The sequence below is a fragment of the Bacillus sp. ISL-51 genome, assembly GCF_018613535.1.
In the GTDB taxonomy this organism is placed as follows: Bacteria; Bacillota; Bacilli; order Bacillales; family Bacillaceae; genus Bacillus.
In genome coordinates this window covers 1-16,652 of record NZ_JAGGQB010000020.1, presented here as the reverse complement: position 1 = coordinate 16,652, position 16,652 = coordinate 1, and the positions used below count along the sequence as shown (strand labels likewise).

At 44.2% G+C, this 16,652-nt stretch carries 17 protein-coding genes, 1 tRNA gene, 1 other RNA gene and 1 other annotated feature; of the genes, 13 read left to right on the top strand and 6 right to left on the bottom strand.

Annotation, left to right across the window (positions count from 1 at the left end; all coding sequences use genetic code 11):
- Nucleotides 1-19: 19 nt before the first annotated feature.
- Nucleotides 20-970 (bottom strand): YaaC family protein, encoded by a 951-nt coding sequence (locus J7E26_RS17790; RefSeq protein ID WP_214803829.1) that lies wholly within the window; start codon nucleotides 968-970, stop codon nucleotides 20-22.
- Between the two features lie 120 nt (nucleotides 971-1,090).
- On the opposite strand from J7E26_RS17790, the gene guaB reads away from it, so the two are divergent.
- From guaB to serS, 5 genes are all read left to right on the top strand, one after another.
- On the top strand, nucleotides 1,091-2,557 hold the full coding sequence (gene guaB, locus J7E26_RS17785; RefSeq protein WP_214803830.1) for an IMP dehydrogenase: 1,467 nt from the start codon (nucleotides 1,091-1,093) through the stop codon (nucleotides 2,555-2,557).
- A gap of 146 nt (nucleotides 2,558-2,703) precedes the next feature.
- Entirely contained in the window at nucleotides 2,704-4,035 is a 1,332-nt protein-coding gene (dacA, locus tag J7E26_RS17780; protein WP_214803831.1) for a D-alanyl-D-alanine carboxypeptidase family protein, read from the top strand.
- A gap of 195 nt (nucleotides 4,036-4,230) precedes the next feature.
- Complete coding sequence (gene pdxS / locus J7E26_RS17775; RefSeq protein ID WP_214803834.1) at nucleotides 4,231-5,115, top strand: pyridoxal 5'-phosphate synthase lyase subunit PdxS; 885 nt, start codon at nucleotides 4,231-4,233, stop codon at nucleotides 5,113-5,115.
- A gap of 21 nt (nucleotides 5,116-5,136) precedes the next feature.
- Entirely contained in the window at nucleotides 5,137-5,727 is a 591-nt protein-coding gene (pdxT, locus tag J7E26_RS17770) for a pyridoxal 5'-phosphate synthase glutaminase subunit PdxT (protein WP_214803836.1), read from the top strand.
- Nucleotides 5,728-5,779: 52 nt separating this feature from the next.
- Nucleotides 5,780-5,992, top strand: a binding site (T-box leader).
- A gap of 53 nt (nucleotides 5,993-6,045) precedes the next feature.
- Nucleotides 6,046-7,323, top strand: coding sequence for a serine--tRNA ligase (gene serS, locus J7E26_RS17765; RefSeq protein WP_214803838.1), 1,278 nt, complete (start codon nucleotides 6,046-6,048; stop codon nucleotides 7,321-7,323).
- A 10-nt stretch (nucleotides 7,324-7,333) separates the two neighbouring features.
- On the opposite strand, the gene J7E26_RS17760 is transcribed toward serS, so the two are convergent.
- Entirely contained in the window at nucleotides 7,334-8,479 is a 1,146-nt protein-coding gene (locus J7E26_RS17760) for a glycerate kinase (RefSeq protein WP_214803839.1), read from the bottom strand.
- A 216-nt stretch (nucleotides 8,480-8,695) separates the two neighbouring features.
- Between J7E26_RS17760 and J7E26_RS17755 the strand changes: the two genes are divergently transcribed.
- Nucleotides 8,696-8,788: transfer RNA gene (locus J7E26_RS17755), tRNA-Ser, on the top strand.
- A gap of 136 nt (nucleotides 8,789-8,924) precedes the next feature.
- Here J7E26_RS17755 and dck read toward each other — a convergent pair.
- The 4 genes from dck to J7E26_RS17735 form a co-directional block, all read right to left on the bottom strand.
- Complete coding sequence (dck, locus tag J7E26_RS17750) at nucleotides 8,925-9,578, bottom strand: deoxynucleoside kinase (RefSeq protein WP_214803842.1); 654 nt, start codon at nucleotides 9,576-9,578, stop codon at nucleotides 8,925-8,927.
- Complete coding sequence (dgk, locus tag J7E26_RS17745; RefSeq protein ID WP_214803844.1) at nucleotides 9,575-10,198, bottom strand: deoxynucleoside kinase; 624 nt, start codon at nucleotides 10,196-10,198, stop codon at nucleotides 9,575-9,577. Before dgk ends, dck begins: the two co-directional genes overlap by 4 nt.
- A 99-nt stretch (nucleotides 10,199-10,297) precedes the next feature.
- On the bottom strand, nucleotides 10,298-11,578 hold the full coding sequence (locus J7E26_RS17740; RefSeq protein WP_214803846.1) for a LysM peptidoglycan-binding domain-containing protein: 1,281 nt from the start codon (nucleotides 11,576-11,578) through the stop codon (nucleotides 10,298-10,300).
- Nucleotides 11,579-11,652: 74 nt separating this feature from the next.
- Nucleotides 11,653-12,204, bottom strand: a complete 552-nt coding sequence (locus J7E26_RS17735; RefSeq protein WP_214803848.1) for a cysteine hydrolase family protein — start codon at nucleotides 12,202-12,204, stop codon at nucleotides 11,653-11,655.
- A gap of 83 nt (nucleotides 12,205-12,287) precedes the next feature.
- Here J7E26_RS17735 and tadA point away from each other — a divergent pair, with 83 nt between their 5' ends.
- The 7 genes from tadA to J7E26_RS17700 all read left to right on the top strand — a co-directional run bounded on the left by tadA (nucleotide 12,288) and on the right by J7E26_RS17700 (nucleotide 16,480).
- A complete protein-coding gene (gene tadA / locus J7E26_RS17730) occupies nucleotides 12,288-12,773 on the top strand; it encodes a tRNA adenosine(34) deaminase TadA (protein ID WP_214803850.1) in 486 nt (161 codons plus the stop codon).
- Nucleotides 12,774-12,858: 85 nt separating this feature from the next.
- Nucleotides 12,859-13,123, top strand: an RNA gene (ffs, locus tag J7E26_RS17725) — signal recognition particle sRNA large type.
- Nucleotides 13,124-13,261: 138 nt separating this feature from the next.
- On the top strand, nucleotides 13,262-14,953 hold the full coding sequence (dnaX, locus tag J7E26_RS17720) for a DNA polymerase III subunit gamma/tau (protein WP_214803852.1): 1,692 nt from the start codon (nucleotides 13,262-13,264) through the stop codon (nucleotides 14,951-14,953).
- A gap of 24 nt (nucleotides 14,954-14,977) precedes the next feature.
- Nucleotides 14,978-15,301 (top strand): YbaB/EbfC family nucleoid-associated protein, encoded by a 324-nt coding sequence (locus J7E26_RS17715; protein ID WP_061522423.1) that lies wholly within the window; start codon nucleotides 14,978-14,980, stop codon nucleotides 15,299-15,301.
- Between the two features lie 14 nt (nucleotides 15,302-15,315).
- On the top strand, nucleotides 15,316-15,912 hold the full coding sequence (gene recR, locus J7E26_RS17710) for a recombination mediator RecR (protein WP_214803854.1): 597 nt from the start codon (nucleotides 15,316-15,318) through the stop codon (nucleotides 15,910-15,912).
- 18 nt (nucleotides 15,913-15,930) lie between these two features.
- Nucleotides 15,931-16,155 (top strand): YaaL family protein, encoded by a 225-nt coding sequence (locus tag J7E26_RS17705; protein WP_061522424.1) that lies wholly within the window; start codon nucleotides 15,931-15,933, stop codon nucleotides 16,153-16,155.
- A gap of 61 nt (nucleotides 16,156-16,216) precedes the next feature.
- Nucleotides 16,217-16,480, top strand: a complete 264-nt coding sequence (locus J7E26_RS17700; RefSeq protein WP_214803856.1) for a pro-sigmaK processing inhibitor BofA family protein — start codon at nucleotides 16,217-16,219, stop codon at nucleotides 16,478-16,480.
- The last annotated feature ends 172 nt before the right edge of the window (nucleotides 16,481-16,652 follow it).

The following is a 16,652-nucleotide window of genomic DNA, read 5'->3' as shown; positions in this document are numbered from 1 at the left end:
TGTGAGCTGCCTTTTTTGTTTATAGAAATTGTTCCAGAAAATTAAAAACGTAATAAGGGAATTTCCGTTCCGTTACTTCAAGAAACTGCCGGATGATGACATAATCATCACTGACATGCTGTGTCAGCAGTTCATACCACCACTCTGTTTCATATCTCGCAATCATTCCCACATTGTATAAAACCAAATAATGTATAATCATTTCTGGAAGGTGCAGAAACTGATCTCGCTGAGCCGGGATATAATATTCATTTTTTTCTAAATGAAACAGCAAATTTGGTGACGACCAAGGCTCGCTGTCTTTTTGATCTATATGAAAAACCAATCTGTTCTTGTCCCTCCTTTGAAAAGACCAATTCAGATGATGATTCATATATTCAGCAAAGCGAGAGTCAGACATATTGTAATGAATCACTGCATGCTCAGGTACAGAAATGAAATTGTCATTAAGCTCTACTTTGGTAATCCAATGCTTTCTCTCTTGAAAGTAAAAAACAGAACGCAGCTCAGGTATGGCCGTTAACAGTTTTTTCATCGTATATCGTTCTTCTTCGAGACCGGACATTCCGAATAAGTGCTTCATAACATGAATACATAAACCGTTACGCTGAATCTTCACCTCATCTTCCCGGAAGCAGTAATTTTGCTTCTTTCGTTTTCGGGCGGTTACGCCATGCGCAAGCACCGAGGCGTGGCTGGGGTAGCTGGGATCAGTTGTGATAAGACAGGCTTTCAGTAATTGCGACATTCCGTAAAACAACAGAATCGGCTTAATTTCTAAGGGAGAAAGAGACGCCTGCTTATAAAAAGACTCAGCGTGTTTGATAAAGAAGATAAACCGTTCACTGTTTTTAAAGGCATATCGTTTTGGCTCCTCAATCCCTCTTTTTGTATAGACTTTATTTAGAAATTTCTGGGAGGATTCTACAGAATAAAATAACGCTAGCTCTTTCCACTCAAGATCTCTCATATGTATTTTTAATCCCTTCCTGTTATCTAAATATTTCAACTCTTTACCGCTTCCTTGACATGCTGTTTGCTAGTTGATAATCTACATATAATATTTTGCCGAAAAGAGGGGGATTTACTAATGTGGGAAAGTAAATTTTCAAAAGAAGGCTTAACGTTCGACGATGTACTTCTTGTACCGGCTCAATCAGACGTACTTCCGCGTGATGTGGATTTATCGGTTGAACTGACAAAAACGTTAAAGCTTAATATTCCTGTCATCAGTGCGGGAATGGATACAGTAACAGAATCAGCAATGGCGATTGCAATGGCGAGACAGGGAGGCCTGGGCATTATTCATAAAAACATGTCCATCGAACAACAGGCTGAACATGTCGATAAAGTCAAACGTTCTGAACGGGGCGTTATCACAAATCCCTTCTTTTTAACTCCTGATCACCAAGTATTCGATGCGGAGCATTTGATGGGGAAATACAGAATTTCCGGTGTTCCGATCGTAGATAATAAAGATGATCAAAAGCTTGTCGGAATCATTACAAACCGTGATCTTCGTTTTATCTCTGATTATTCAATGAAAATCAGTGATGTCATGACAAAAGAAGAGCTGGTTACGGCGTCTGTAGGAACCACATTAGACCAAGCAGAAAAAATCCTGCAGAAGCATAAAATTGAAAAACTTCCGCTAGTGGATGATGAGAATAAATTAAAAGGCCTTATCACGATCAAAGATATTGAAAAGGTTATCGAATTCCCGAATTCATCTAAGGATGAACACGGACGCCTTATTGTCGGCGCTGCGGTAGGTGTAACGGGTGACACAATGACACGCGTCAGCAAGCTTGTTGAAGCGAACGTAGACGTTATTGTGGTCGATACGGCTCACGGACATTCCAGAGGCGTACTGAATACAGTTGCGAAAATCCGTGAGACATATCCTGAGCTGAACATTATCGCAGGAAATGTTGCAACGGCTGAAGCGACAAAGGCTCTGATTGAAGCCGGAGCAAACATTGTAAAAGTGGGAATCGGACCTGGTTCTATCTGTACGACACGCGTCGTTGCAGGTGTGGGTGTACCGCAAATCACTGCAATTTATGATTGTGCCACTGAAGCGAGAAAACATGGCGCAACGATTATCGCAGACGGCGGTATTAAATTCTCCGGCGATATTACGAAAGCATTGGCATCCGGCGGACATGCCGTTATGCTTGGAAGCTTGCTCGCCGGTACATCAGAAAGCCCCGGTGAGACTGAAATCTACCAAGGCAGAAGATTTAAAGTATATCGCGGTATGGGTTCTGTCGCTGCAATGGAAAAAGGCAGTAAAGACCGATATTTCCAAGAAGAAAATAAGAAATTCGTCCCTGAGGGTATCGAAGGACGGACTCCGTACAAAGGTCCTGTAGAAGAAACAGTGTATCAGCTTGTCGGCGGTCTCCGTTCAGGTATGGGATATTGCGGTTCAAAAGACTTGCGCGCTTTAAGAGAAGAAGCTCAATTCATCCGTATGACAGGCGCCGGACTTCGCGAAAGCCATCCGCACGATGTACAAATTACGAAAGAATCACCAAACTACACAATCTCATAATTGTTACAAATTAAAAACATTTGACAGGGTCGCTGACTCTGTCTATTTTTTTTATATCGAGTGTGATAAAATTTATACTGTTGTGTTTTGAATATGTCCTTAACGGCTTAATTATAGATTGAAAATGAATGACGGAGGTCGTAAGATTGAACATCACGAAATGGAAACAGCTGTTGGTGTCATTACTGGTTTTGGCACTGGCTGCTACTTGCTTTGTTCCAATGTCAAAGGCGGAAGCAGCCGGCAATGACCCTATTGATGTCAACGCATCAGCTGCGATAATGATTGAGGCTTCATCGGGTAAGATTTTATACAGTAAAAATGCAGACAAAAGATTACCGATTGCCAGCATGACAAAAATGATGACTGAATATCTGCTTCTGGAAGCCATTAAAGAGGGAAAAGTGAAATGGGATCAAACGTATACTCCGGATGATTATGTTTTTGAGATTTCTCAAGACAACAGCTTATCAAATGTCCCTCTTCGTAAAGATGGCAAATACACAGTCAAAGAACTGTATCAGGCTATGGCGATTTACTCTGCCAACGGAGCTGCGATCGCAGTTGCTGAAATTCTTGCCGGAACTGAAACGAAATTTGTTGCAGAAATGAACGCGAAAGCGAAAGAATTAGGTTTGACAAATTACGATTTTAAAAATGCTACCGGGCTTGTAAACGAAGATCTTCACGGTAAACAGCCGCAAGGCGAAGGCGTCAAAGAAGAAAGTGAAGTTTCTGCTAAAGACATGGCTCTTCTTGCAGATCGTCTGATCACTGATTACCCGGAAGTGCTGAAAACAACAAGCATTGCTAAAACGAAATTCAGAGCAGGCACTGACGATGAAATGGACATGCCGAACTGGAACTTCATGCTGAAAGGCCTTGTTTCGGAATATCCAGGTGTAGACGGATTGAAAACGGGTTCCACTGATTCTGCGGGTTCTTGCTTTACAAGCACGGCAGAACGAAATGGAATGCGTGTCATTACTGTTGTATTAAACGCAAAAGGCAACCTGCATACAGGACGTTTTGATGAAACGAAAAAAATGCTCGATTATGCATTTAACAGTAATTTCAAAATGAAAGATCTTTACTCTGAAGGCTCTCAAGTAAAGGGCCATAAAACAATTGATGTTGAAAAAGGTAAAGATAAGCAAGTAGACATTGTCACGGATAAGGCGTTATCTATTCCTGTCAAAAGCGGGGATGAAAAGAACTATAAAGCCGAAGTGACATTAGATAAAAAAGAAATCACGGCTCCCGTGAAAAAAGGGACAAAAGTCGGAACGCTGACAGTCAGATATACAGGCAGCGACAAAGACTACGGTTTTCTTAAATCAAAAGAATTCAGTGTAAATTTAGTAACAAAAAATGACGTAGATAAAGCAAACTGGTTTGTTCAGATGATGCGCAGCATTGGCGGTTTCTTCTCAGGAATTTGGGGAAGCGCCGTTGACACAGTAACAGGCTGGTTCTAAGTATAAGAAAGAGCTCTGATGAAAGTTAGGGCTCTTTTGCTTAATATACTGAAAAGACCAAATTATTAGTAAAAAATGATATCTATCTCTTTCATATCACTATAAAATAATAATATCCATATGAAATATTGAATTTCTGGGATACAATAAGAGATAGACATTATCTAACTATACATTGACTAGGGGGACCAAAAAATGGCTCAAACAGGTACTGACCGTGTAAAACGCGGAATGGCAGAAATGCAAAAAGGCGGCGTCATCATGGACGTTGTAAATGCTGAACAAGCGAAGATTGCGGAAGAGGCAGGAGCCGTTGCCGTTATGGCATTAGAACGCGTTCCGGCTGATATTCGCGCAGCTGGCGGAGTAGCCCGCATGGCTGATCCCACTATCGTTGAAGAAGTAATGAATGCTGTATCAATTCCTGTAATGGCAAAAGCGCGTATCGGACACATCGTAGAAGCGCGTATCCTTGAAGCAATGGGTGTAGATTATATTGATGAAAGTGAAGTTCTGACTCCTGCTGATGAAGAATTTCATTTAAATAAAAACGAGTACACAGTTCCATTCGTATGCGGATGCCGTGATCTCGGCGAAGCAACGCGCCGTATCGCTGAAGGAGCTTCTATGCTTCGTACGAAAGGCGAACCGGGAACAGGAAATATCGTAGAAGCAGTTCGTCATATGAGAAAAGTAAACGCACAAGTGCGCAAAGTTGCTGCGATGAGCAATGACGAGCTTATGACCGAAGCGAAAAATCTCGGCGCTCCTTATGAGCTGCTTCTTCAAATCAAACGTGACGGCAAATTGCCTGTCGTAAACTTTGCTGCCGGCGGTGTTGCGACTCCTGCAGACGCAGCATTGATGATGCAGCTTGGCGCTGACGGCGTATTTGTCGGTTCCGGTATTTTCAAATCGGACAACCCTGCTAAATTTGCCAAAGCAATTGTTGAAGCAACGACTCACTATACAGATTACAAGCTGATTGCTGAGCTTTCAAAAGAACTCGGTACAGCGATGAAAGGGATCGAAATCTCAAATCTACTTCCAGAACAGCGTATGCAAGAGCGCGGCTGGTAAGAACATAGGAGAGCTGGAAGCATGTTAACAATTGGTGTACTTGGACTTCAAGGAGCAGTTAGAGAGCATATTCGTTCAATTGAAGCATGTGGTTCAAAAGGTCTTGTCATTAAGCGCCCCGAACAGCTGAATGATATAGACGGGTTAATCTTGCCCGGCGGAGAAAGCACGACAATGCGCCGCTTGATTGATACGTATCATTTCATGGAACCGCTGCGTGAATTTGCAGCTCAAGGCAAGCCGATGTTTGGCACATGTGCCGGATTAATTATATTAGCCAAGGAAATAGCGGGAACAGACAACGCTCATTTGGGGCTGTTAAACGTTGTTGTCGAACGAAATTCTTTTGGCCGCCAGGTCGACAGCTTTGAGGCTGATTTAACAATCAAAGGCCTTGCTGAGCCATTCACAGGCGTTTTTATCCGTGCGCCTCATATTTTAGAAGCGGGGGAAAACGTAGACGTGCTCAGCGAACATAACGGGCGTATTGTGGCTGCAAAGCAGGGGAATTTCCTCGGCTGCTCGTTCCATCCGGAGTTGACGGATGACCACCGAGTGACAGAGCTGTTTGTGCAAATGGTTGAAAAGCATAAGCAGGAAGCCGCTGTATAAAACAGTTGAAAACCGCGAATACTTATAGTACATTATAAACACAAATAAAGATCGAAAAGCGTTGACAGGAAGCAGTAGGGAGCCCCTCTTTCTAAGAGAGCCGATGGGTGGTGCGAATCGGTGAAAGATGCTCTTCGAATCCGTCCTTGAGCGAAATGCTGAAAACAAGTAGGCATTTACGGGAAAACCGTTATGTGTTAAAGCGGGAAACAGGTGTGTGCTTGTTTTCAATCAGGGTGGCAACGCGAGAGCTCTCGTCCCTTTATGGGGATGAGGGCTCTTTTTTATTTTCGATGAAAACAGATAGGAGTGTTTTACATGATTGATACGAAGGTGTTGAGAGCCAACTTTCAAGAAGTAAAAGCGAAGCTCATCCCTAAGGGTGAAGACTTATCTGATTTTGATAAGTTTGAAGAGCTTGATGAAAAAAGAAGAGAGCTTATCGGAAAAGTTGAAGAGCTGAAAGGGAAGCGTAATGAAGTGTCTCAGCAGGTCGCTGTGCTGAAGCGCGAGAAAAAAGATGCTGATCATATTATTAAAGAAATGCGTGAAGTGGGCGAAGAAATTAAAAAACTCGATGAAGAGCTTCGCACGGTTGAATCTACGCTTGAAACCATTCTTCTTTCTATTCCGAACATCCCGCACGATTCCGTGCCTGTCGGAGAGACGGAAGACGATAACATTGAAGTTCGCAAATGGGGAGAGGCTCCCGCATTTTCATATGAGCCAAAACCGCATTGGGATATTGCCGATAACTTAAACATTCTTGATTTTGAACGCGCCTCAAAAGTAACAGGCAGCCGGTTTGTGTTTTATAAAGGATTAGGCGCCCGCCTTGAACGCGCGCTTTATAACTTTATGCTTGATCTCCATGTAGATGAATATCACTACACGGAAGTGATTCCTCCTTACATGGTTAATCGCACAAGCATGACCGGAACAGGACAGCTTCCGAAATTTGAAGAGGATGCTTTTAAAATCAGAGAAGAGGATTATTTCTTGATTCCGACGGCGGAAGTGCCGATTACGAACATGCATCGCGATGAAATTTTATCTGGTGACAACCTGCCGATTAACTATGCTGCATTCAGTGCGTGCTTCCGTTCAGAGGCCGGATCTGCGGGCCGTGATACACGCGGATTGATTCGCCAGCATCAATTTAACAAAGTTGAGCTTGTGAAATTCGTTAAGCCGGAAGATTCTTATGAAGAGCTTGAAAGCTTGACTAACCAAGCGGAGCGGGTGCTTCAGCTGTTAGAACTGCCGTATCGCGTCATGAGCATGTGTACTGGTGACTTGGGCTTCACGGCTGCGAAGAAGTATGATATTGAAGTATGGATTCCGAGCCAAGACACATATCGGGAAATCTCATCTTGCAGCAACTTTGAAGCCTTTCAGGCAAGACGCGCAAATATCCGTTTCAGACGCGAAGCGAAAGGCAAGCCGGAGCATGTGCATACATTAAACGGCTCAGGTCTGGCCGTCGGCAGAACAGTAGCGGCCATTTTGGAAAACTATCAGCAAGAGGACGGAAGTGTCATCATTCCGAAAGTGCTTCGTCCTTATATGGGAAATAAAGAAGTCATTAAACCATAAAAGGTGCGCCCTAGAGGCGCGCCTTTTTTGCTGTTTGATACAATGCGGCAATGTTTCGGGCGGTGCTTTCCAGGTTAAAGCGGCCTAACGCTAAGGCTTCTTCAAGGCTCACAGCGCCTGGCACAATAGAAAATGCGGCTGTGATATCTTCTGAATATACATTTTCAAAGCCCTTTCCTAAGGAACCTGCTAATGCGATAACCGGAATTCCTTGAGCGGCAGCACATTTAGCAATTCCTGCGGGAGTCTTGCCGAAAATTGTTTGGCCGTCAATCTGCCCTTCTCCGGTGATGACGAGATCTGCACCTCTTATCTGATCGGAAAAGGACAGGGTATCTAGCACAATCTCAATTCCGCTCTTCAGCTCGGCATGTAAGAAAGCAATCAGCCCCGCTCCTAAACCTCCCGCGGCCCCGGCGCCTTTTACTTTGTCGGCTTCTATTCCGAGCTGGCGTTTCAATACACTGGCGAAATGATGCAGGTTTTGGTCTAATAGAACCTTTGTCTCCTCGGATGCTCCTTTTTGCGGGCCGAATACAAACGAAGCGCCGTTCTCTCCCGTCAGGGGGTTTTCTACATCGCAGGCCGCATGTACTTTGACGCGCTGTACGTCAGGGGAAAGGCGGCTCATATCAATAGCAGCCAAATGGTGCAGTGAGCCGCCGCCATCCGCTATTTCCTGACCGTCGTTATTTAAAAAACGGACTCCGAGCGCACTTGCCATTCCGGCTCCGCCGTCATTTGTTGCACTTCCTCCGAGACCGATGATAATCTCAGTGACGCCATAAGAGACAGCATCTGCAATAAGTTCTCCCGTCCCTCTTGTCGTTGTTTGTAATGGATTTCTCAGATGACGGGGAACGAGGTGGAGCCCGGAAGCTTGAGCCATTTCAATAACAGCTGTGCGTCCGTTTCCGAGCAGCCCATATGCGGCACTGACCGGAGTACCCAACGGCCCGGTTACCGTTTTTTCAATGATCCTGCCTTCGGTCGCATCAACCAGAGCCTGAACCGTGCCTTCTCCGCCGTCCGCAACCGGTATTTTTGTATAGTCCGCATCCGGAAAAACGGTTTTAAAGCCTTTTTCGATACTATCCGCGGCTTCTTTTGATGTCATGCTTTCTTTAAAGGAATCTGGTGCAATGACGATTTTCATCGTGTTTCCCGCCTTTTTGTCAGGTTATCTATTGAACCTATTCTTGTTCTTTGTATCGTTTTCCTGCTCATATCAATCGTGGTTGAAGTGAATGAGAGTCTTTTGTATGATAGCAAAGAGGATGAAGAGAGAAAGGTTTTAAAAAAGAAATAAAAAATTATTAAAATGCGCTTGACTGAAATTTAGGTCATGTGGTATATTATTAAATGTCGATACGGAGGAATACCCAAGTCCGGCTGAAGGGATCGGTCTTGAAAACCGACAGGGGTGTCAAAGCCCGCGGGGGTTCGAATCCCTCTTCCTCCGCCATATTGATTTTAAACCTAATGAAACTCGAGCATATATTGGAGATTGTTTTGTCCGCTGCATGGGATGCAGCGGATTTTTTATGTTTAAATGCAAAAAAGCGATTTTCTCTGTTTGGGGAAAATCGCTTTTATATCTTTTACTTCTTTCTGTTTTCATTAATCGTCTTACTGATTTTTTCAATCAGAGGTTCAAGTGATTGTTCATCGGCTATCAGGTCATAATCCTCAATGCGCACCTTTAGGACAGAGCAGGCATTAAAACCGCTGATCCAGTTTTCATACCGTGTATACATCTCTTCCCAGTAGGATCGGTTTGTCTGCAATTCCATCTCCCGGCCTCGTTTTTCGATCCGGTTTAAAATGTTTTCAAGGTCGCCTTCTAAATAAATCAGAACATCAGGATGCGGGAAGTAAGGCGTCATCACCATTGCCTCAAAAAGGCTTGTATACGTTTTGTAGTCTGTTAAAGACATCGTTCCTTTATCGGCATGCATTTTTGCGAAGATGCCTGTATCCTCATAAATAGAACGATCCTGTACAAAGCCGCCGCCGGATTCAAACATATTTTTCTGCTCTTTGAACCGTTCAGCTAAGAAATAAATTTGTAAATGAAAACTCCAGCGCTCAAAATCGTGATAAAACTTTTCTAAATAGGGGTTTTCCTCCACCTCTTCAAGAGAGGTTTTAAAACCAAGGCGTTTTGCTAAGGCTTTGGTTAAAGTAGATTTTCCCACTCCTACCGTTCCCGCTACTGTAATAATTGAATTGTTTGGGATTTGAATGTCTTTCATTTTATAAGCTCCTTTACCTGACGGGCAATTCTTTCAAAATCTGTCTTATTCATCACAAAATCCTCATGGTCTCCATCTATCGTCAGGACGGATAAATCCGGGTCTCTTTGCTGAAGCTCTCTGATGGCTGTGTCGTAATCTGAAATGAGCCGCTCCAAATATTGCTTTTCTATTTTTTTCTCAAAAGGGCGCCCGCGCTTTTCAATGCGATGCAGCAGGGTCGGCAGGCTGGCCCTTATGTAAATAATGATATTCGGCTTTGGCAGGTCATCTGTCAGCAGACGATAAATCTGCTTATATTTCTCAAGCTGCTGCCCGTGTAATGTACGCTCAGCAAAAATAACATTTTTATAAATATGATAATCAGACAGAACGGGCTGTCCTTTTTTAAAATAATCACGATCGGTGTCCTCTAGCTGTTTATACCTGTGACAGAGAAAAAACATTTCAAGCTGGAAGCTCCATTCCTCGATATTGTCATAAAACTTATCAAGATAAGGATTGTCCTCCACAATTTCATCAATCATAGGGAAACCAAGCTCTTGTGAAAGCATGGAAGCGAGTGTCGTTTTCCCTGCCCCGATAGGACCTTCTACCGCAATAAAAGGGGCTGTGTTCATTGGAAATATCCTCCTTAATTCTGCAAACATCCGTCAGTTGCCGGCCTGTATATTGTATCACACTCTCAGATTGCCCCCATGAAAAAAGACGCTTCCGGTTTAACGAAACGTCTGTTTAACAATATGGAATTGATCTCCGAGCAAGAGCCAGTTTTGCGGGAAGGAGAGGCCGAGTTTCCAATAGCTGATACCTCTTAAATGCAGCTCCTTAATCAAATTGAATTTCGCCTGAATGGAACGGGCGTCTTCAAACCATACTTCATGCCGTTTGTTATTTGCATCGGTATACCGGAAGAATGGAGCTTGAGCCGTTTGATTATATTCAATGTCAACATTGTATCTGGCGGCAAGGGCGATTGCCTGCTGAGGGCTGACGGCTTTTGCTGTCGTTCCCTGCTTAAAGGGCAGCGTCCAATCGTATCCGTACATGTTCTGCCCCATGACGATTTTTCTGGAGGGCATTTCAGTCAAAGCGTACTCGATGACGTTCCTTACCGGGCCGATCGGTGATACGGCTTGAGCAGGCCCGCCGCTATATCCCCATTCATATGTCATAATCACAACGAAATCGACAATTTCACCGTGGGCTCTATAATCGTGGGCTTCATACCACTTGCCTGCTTGGGTGGCGCTTGTTTTTGGGGCAAGAGCGGTTGAAATCAGCCAGCCTTCCCTATGGAAAATCGTTCTCGCCTCACGTAAAAACTGATTGTAGGCTTCTTTGTCCTGAGGGCGTAAATATTCAAAGTCAAAATGTATATCGCGAAAGCCGTACTTTCTGGCTGTGGCGACTATTTCTTGGAGGAGCTTGCTTTTCACTGTATCGTCAGTCAAAATAATTCGTCCAAGCTCATCACTGAATGCGTCATTTTCGAGATTGGTGACGATCATCATCAGCGTGGTATTATTCCTGTCACTGATGGCTTTCAAATTGGTCAAAGGCGGTTCTTTTAAGGTGCCGTTCCGCTGCACTTGGAAACTGAATGCCCCGAGGTAGGTTAAATAAGGCGATGCTTCTCTTGCCGCTTGCTGCAGATTGGCGCTTACGCTTGTGCCGCGCGGCTCTATATATGCGTTTGATTCGATATTCGGCTTATTGGTCTGCGGCGGAATGTAGAGACGGGTGCCGATTTGTAATGCTGTGTTGATTTGAATTCCGTTTACTCTCGCCAGCTCTGCAACTGATATGTGAAAACGGCCGGCGATTGCTGCCAGGGTATCGCCCTGTTTTACCTCATAATATTGGCCCGCAATCGGAATGACAATGGTTTGTCCGACAACCAATGTATTGGCGTTCGGTAGTTTATTCGCTTCCGTCATTTCATTTACGGTTGTTCGATAACGCGCCGCAATAGCGGAAAGTGTGTCGCCTCGTTTCACTACATATATCTGAATGAAAAACGCCTCCTTTCATATCCGCTATCAAATGTATGAAAAAAGGAGGCTGTTCATGTTTACTTTTCGGAAGTAATTTGTTTTTCAGTCGTGATTTCTGCAAAGAGGACACTTTCCATCATGGTCAGCGCGAAATTATTATCTTCGTCGTTATTAGAGGAGGTGCAGTCTTTAGGAATCATAATGCTGTATTCCCGCATGTAAGCGTCATTTGCGGTGAAAAGCACACAAATGTTCCCGGCAATGCCCGTGATGATTAATCGGGTCACTTGTAATTCAGTCAGAAGGGTGTGGAGTGCTGTTTCGTAAAAAGCGGAATGCTTCGGCTTAATCAGAAAATAATCTTCTTTCTGAGGTGTTATGCTTTCTATAATATCTGAGCTTATTTCATTTTTACACTCTATTCGGATGGCATCTATGTCAGCCTTCCAAAGACCGTAATGATCATTAATGTAAATAATCGGCCAGTTGTTTTGTTTTGCATGCTCCTTTAATGATAAAATACGGGGAACAATTTGTTTTGTTTTTTCAGCCAGATGTTCACCCATATCAAACTGAAAGTTGTTAATCATATCGACAATCAGAAGGGCTGTGTTGTTGGGTTTAGACAATATCAGCAAACTCCTTTCTGTTGGGATATTCCTATTTTAACCTTTATAAGACATGAAAAAACTTAAGAAGAGAGCTTGAACCGATGATGAACGATGAATATTATATGAGAGAAGCTATAAAAGAAGCGAAAAAAGCAGAGGAAAAAGGAGAAGTCCCGATTGGCGCCGTTCTTGTTTTGCACGATGAAATAGTGGCGCGGGCGCATAATCTGCGGGAGACGGAGCAGCGCGCACTCGCCCATGCAGAAATGCTTGCCATTGATGAAGCATGCCGGAAACTGGGGACGTGGAGACTTGAGGAAGCCGTTCTTTATGTCACCTTAGAACCGTGCCCGATGTGCGCGGGGGCCGTCGTACTTTCCAGAGTCGATAAAGTCGTATTCGGCGCTTTTGATCCGAAGGGCGGCTGTGCAGGCACGTTAATGAATCTCCTTCAGGAAGAACGGTTCAATCACCAGGCGGAAGTCGTGAACGGTGTGCTCGAAGAAGAGTGCGGAGAGATGCTCAGCGCTTTTTTCAGAAAGCTGCGCCGACAGAAAAAAGAATTAAGGAAAAAGTTGTCTGAGTAGTACGGTTGCATTTTTACCCTGAAGCAGATATACTTATGTGTGCATCATGAAATGGTGCGCATACAAAAATTTGATATTTATTTTGCCGTGCTAAGCGGGGAGGTAGCGGTGCCCTGTACCCGCAATCCGCTCTAGCGGGGCCGAATCCCTTCTCGAGGTTCGTTTACTTTAAGGCCTGCCTTAAGTAAGTGGCGTTGACGTCTGGGTCCTGCGCAATGGGAATTCATGAACCATGTCAGGTCCGGAAGGAAGCAGCATTAAGTGAAACCTCTCATGTGCCGCAGGGTCGCCTGGGCCGAGCTAACTGCTTAAGTAACGCTTAGGGTAGCGAATCGACAGAAGGTGCACGGTAAATCAATCATCAAATTTCAGACTCACCTGTTTTATGGCAGGTGAGTTTTTTCGTATTTCAAGTGAAAACGGGTTTTGGCGTTAAAAGCCCGTTCATGTATAATAAACATGATGAATAACAGAGGAGGGCGCATCCTGTGGGTTACCAAGCTTTATATCGAGTATTTAGGCCTCAGCAGTTTGAAGATGTGGTCGGACAGGAACACATTACGAAAACGCTGCAAAATGCCCTTTTGCAAAAGAAGTTTTCTCATGCATATCTGTTTTCTGGACCAAGAGGAACGGGAAAAACCAGTGCAGCTAAAATATTTGCGAAAGCAGTCAACTGTGAGCGCGCCCCTGTGGAAGAGCCGTGCAACGAGTGCGCGGCGTGCAGGGGAATTACAAACGGCTCCATATCAGATGTGATTGAAATAGATGCGGCGTCGAATAACGGCGTAGACGAAATCCGCGACATCCGCGATAAAGTGAAATTCGCCCCGTCAGCCGTCACCTACAAGGTATATATTATAGATGAGGTGCATATGCTCTCTATCGGTGCATTCAACGCGCTTCTAAAAACGCTGGAAGAACCGCCGGCGCATTGCATTTTCATATTAGCTACGACTGAACCTCATAAGATTCCTTTAACCATTATCTCCAGATGTCAGCGTTTTGACTTCAAACGTATTACATCCCAAGCGATCGTCGGACGAATGAAAACAATCGTCGAGGCAGAGCAGCTAAAGGTGGAAGAAGGCGCTCTTGATATCATTGCAAGTGCAGCCGACGGAGGAATGAGGGACGCACTGAGCCTGCTCGATCAAGCCGTTTCATTCAGCGGCGACGAGCTGTTAGTGGATGATGCGCTGCTCATTACCGGCGCCGTTTCCCAGCACTATATTGGAAAACTGGCATCGTCGCTTTATAACAAACAGGTTTCCGAGGCTTTGGAAACATTGAATGAATTGCTTCAGCAGGGTAAAGATGCAGCAAAGCTGATCGAAGACATGATCTTTTACTTCAGGGATATGCTCCTGTACCAGGCGGCCCCTGGCTTAGAGGGCGTTCTGGAGAAGGTGAAGGTCGATGAAACGTTCACGACGCTGAGCGAACAAATACCGGCTCAAGCCTTATATGAAATGATCGATATCCTGAACAAAAGCCATCAGGAAATGAAGTGGACGAACCACCCGAGAATCTTTTTTGAAGTCGCGGTCGTGAAGATTTGCCAAACGGCACAGCAGTCTGCCGCAGAGCTTCCGGAGGTCGGCATGCTGATGGATAAAATTCAGCAGCTCGAGCAGGAAGTAGAAAGACTGAAAACATCCGGTGTAACAGTCCAAGCGGAAAGCCCGCAAAAAGAAGCCCCGCGTCCGCAAAAGGGCGGAAAAAGCAATTATAAAGCGCCTGTGGGAAGAATACATGAAATATTGAAAGAAGCCACAAGACCTGATCTTGAACAGCTCAAAAGCAGCTGGGGCAAGCTGCTGGCTCACCTGAAACAGCAGAACAAGGTGTCTCACGCGGCTCTTTTAAATGATAGTGAACCTGTGGCCGCCGCCCAAAAGGCATTTGTGCTTAAATTTAAATATGAGATTCATTGCAAAATGGTTGCCGAGGATAACAACGGAGTCCGTACAAACCTGGAACAGATTCTTGAATCAATGCTCGGCAAAAGAATGGATTTGATTGGCGTTCCGGAAGCACAATGGGGTAAAATAAGAGAAGAATTTTTAAATGATCATCAGCAGGAAAATGAAGGATCAAACGAACCGGCTGAAGAAGATCCGCTGATTGCAGAAGCAAAAAAACTTGTCGGAGCGGATTTGATTGAAATAAAAGACTAATGATAGGAAAGAGAGTGATTTTATATGCGTGGCGGAATGGGAAATATGCAAAAAATGATGAAGCAAATGCAAAAGATGCAAAAGGATATGGCGAAGGCTCAGGAAGAACTTGCTGAAAAAGTGCTTGAAGGTACAGCGGGCGGCGGAATGGTGACTGTTAAAGTCAACGGGCAAAAAGAAGTTGTAGACGTTGCGATTAAGGAAGAAGTCGTTGATCCGGAGGATATCGAAATGCTTCAGGATCTGGTTCTTGCCGCGACAAACGACGCCCTTAAAAAAGTGGACGACATGACGAATGAGACAATGGGTCAATTTACAAAAGGAATGAACTTACCGGGTTTATTCTAGGGGGATAAATAAACATGCAGTATCCTGAACCAATATCAAAGCTGATTGACAGCTTTATGAAATTGCCAGGGATCGGACCGAAAACAGCGGTTCGTCTGGCTTTTTTTGTTCTAGGTATGAAAGAAGACGTAGTATTAGATTTTGCAAAAGCGCTTGTCAATGCGAAGCGGAATCTGACATATTGCTCGATTTGCGGTCATATTACAGATCAGGACCCTTGTTATATATGTGAGGATACAAGAAGAGATAAGTCAGTCATTTGTGTCGTGCAGGATCCTAAGGATGTCATTGCGATGGAGAAAATGAAGGAATACAACGGTCAGTATCACGTTCTTCACGGCGCGATTTCTCCTATGGACGGCATCGGTCCGGAGGATATTAAAATACCGGAGCTGCTGAAACGGCTTCAGGATGACGAAGTGACAGAAGTCATTCTCGCAACCAACCCTAATATAGAAGGGGAAGCAACGGCGATGTATATATCGAGGCTGTTAAAGCCTTCTGGCATCAAGCTCTCCCGTATTGCCCACGGTCTGCCCGTCGGCGGTGATTTGGAATATGCTGATGAGGTCACTCTTTCAAAAGCTCTTGAAGGAAGACGTGAATTGTAAGGGAGGAAATGGTGAGGCATGGGTTTTCTTCGCAGAAATACATTAAGAAAAGAGTTTGACGAGAAGCTGATCGAACAGCTCTTTAAACAGAAAGAAGAATGGAACAGACAAAAGAACCTCGTCGATAAAAGCCTCGAGCCTTCTGCTGAGGTATTGTTTGAACTGAAAGTTGCTGAATCGAAGTACTTTTTTTATTTAAAGGAAGCGAAGCAGAGAAAGTTAAAAATGAGCAGGTGGAAGTAAGAGGTCTATTCTCCTGAATCTTCTCATAAGCTTGTACTAAACAAGTGAAGGGGGAAGATTCATGGAGCCTTTTTTCGTTATCGGTATTATAGTCGGTTTGGTTGCTTTGCTTTTTTTATGGGGAATATCTTCAAAACCGTTAAAGTGGATTGGTGTGACTGCAATTAAGTTTATAGCAGGGGCAGTGCTTTTGGTCGGTGTGAATTTGTTCGGCAGCAGCCTGGGTATTCATATCCCTGTTAATCCGGTCACAACGGGAATCAGCGGAATCTTGGGGATACCCGGAATTGCGGCTCTAATTGTAATTAAACGTTTCATTATTTAATTTGTCAGTTCTTGTTGACATTATGAATCGAGGATGGTATTCTAATATACGTCGCTGATAACGAATTGAAATATCGAAAAAGATTTCAAAAAAGTTGTTGACGGCAACGACATTAATATGTTAAGATAATAAAGTCGCTTCGAGAGCGGCGGACAAAGTTCTTTGAAAACTA

Coding starts and splice junctions, on each gene's coding strand:
- J7E26_RS17790 (WP_214803829.1), bottom strand. CDS start 970: ATGAGAGATCTTGAGTGGAAAGAGCTAGCGTTATTTTATTCTGTAGAA.
- guaB (WP_214803830.1), top strand. CDS start 1,091: ATGTGGGAAAGTAAATTTTCAAAAGAAGGCTTAACGTTCGACGATGTA.
- pdxS (WP_214803834.1), top strand. CDS start 4,231: ATGGCTCAAACAGGTACTGACCGTGTAAAACGCGGAATGGCAGAAATG.
- pdxT (WP_214803836.1), top strand. CDS start 5,137: ATGTTAACAATTGGTGTACTTGGACTTCAAGGAGCAGTTAGAGAGCAT.
- serS (WP_214803838.1), top strand. CDS start 6,046: ATGATTGATACGAAGGTGTTGAGAGCCAACTTTCAAGAAGTAAAAGCG.
- J7E26_RS17760 (WP_214803839.1), bottom strand. CDS start 8,479: ATGAAAATCGTCATTGCACCAGATTCCTTTAAAGAAAGCATGACATCA.
- dck (WP_214803842.1), bottom strand. CDS start 9,578: ATGAAAGACATTCAAATCCCAAACAATTCAATTATTACAGTAGCGGGA.
- dgk (WP_214803844.1), bottom strand. CDS start 10,198: ATGAACACAGCCCCTTTTATTGCGGTAGAAGGTCCTATCGGGGCAGGG.
- tadA (WP_214803850.1), top strand. CDS start 12,288: ATGATGAACGATGAATATTATATGAGAGAAGCTATAAAAGAAGCGAAA.
- J7E26_RS17715 (WP_061522423.1), top strand. CDS start 14,978: ATGCGTGGCGGAATGGGAAATATGCAAAAAATGATGAAGCAAATGCAA.
- recR (WP_214803854.1), top strand. CDS start 15,316: ATGCAGTATCCTGAACCAATATCAAAGCTGATTGACAGCTTTATGAAA.
- J7E26_RS17705 (WP_061522424.1), top strand. CDS start 15,931: ATGGGTTTTCTTCGCAGAAATACATTAAGAAAAGAGTTTGACGAGAAG.
- J7E26_RS17700 (WP_214803856.1), top strand. CDS start 16,217: ATGGAGCCTTTTTTCGTTATCGGTATTATAGTCGGTTTGGTTGCTTTG.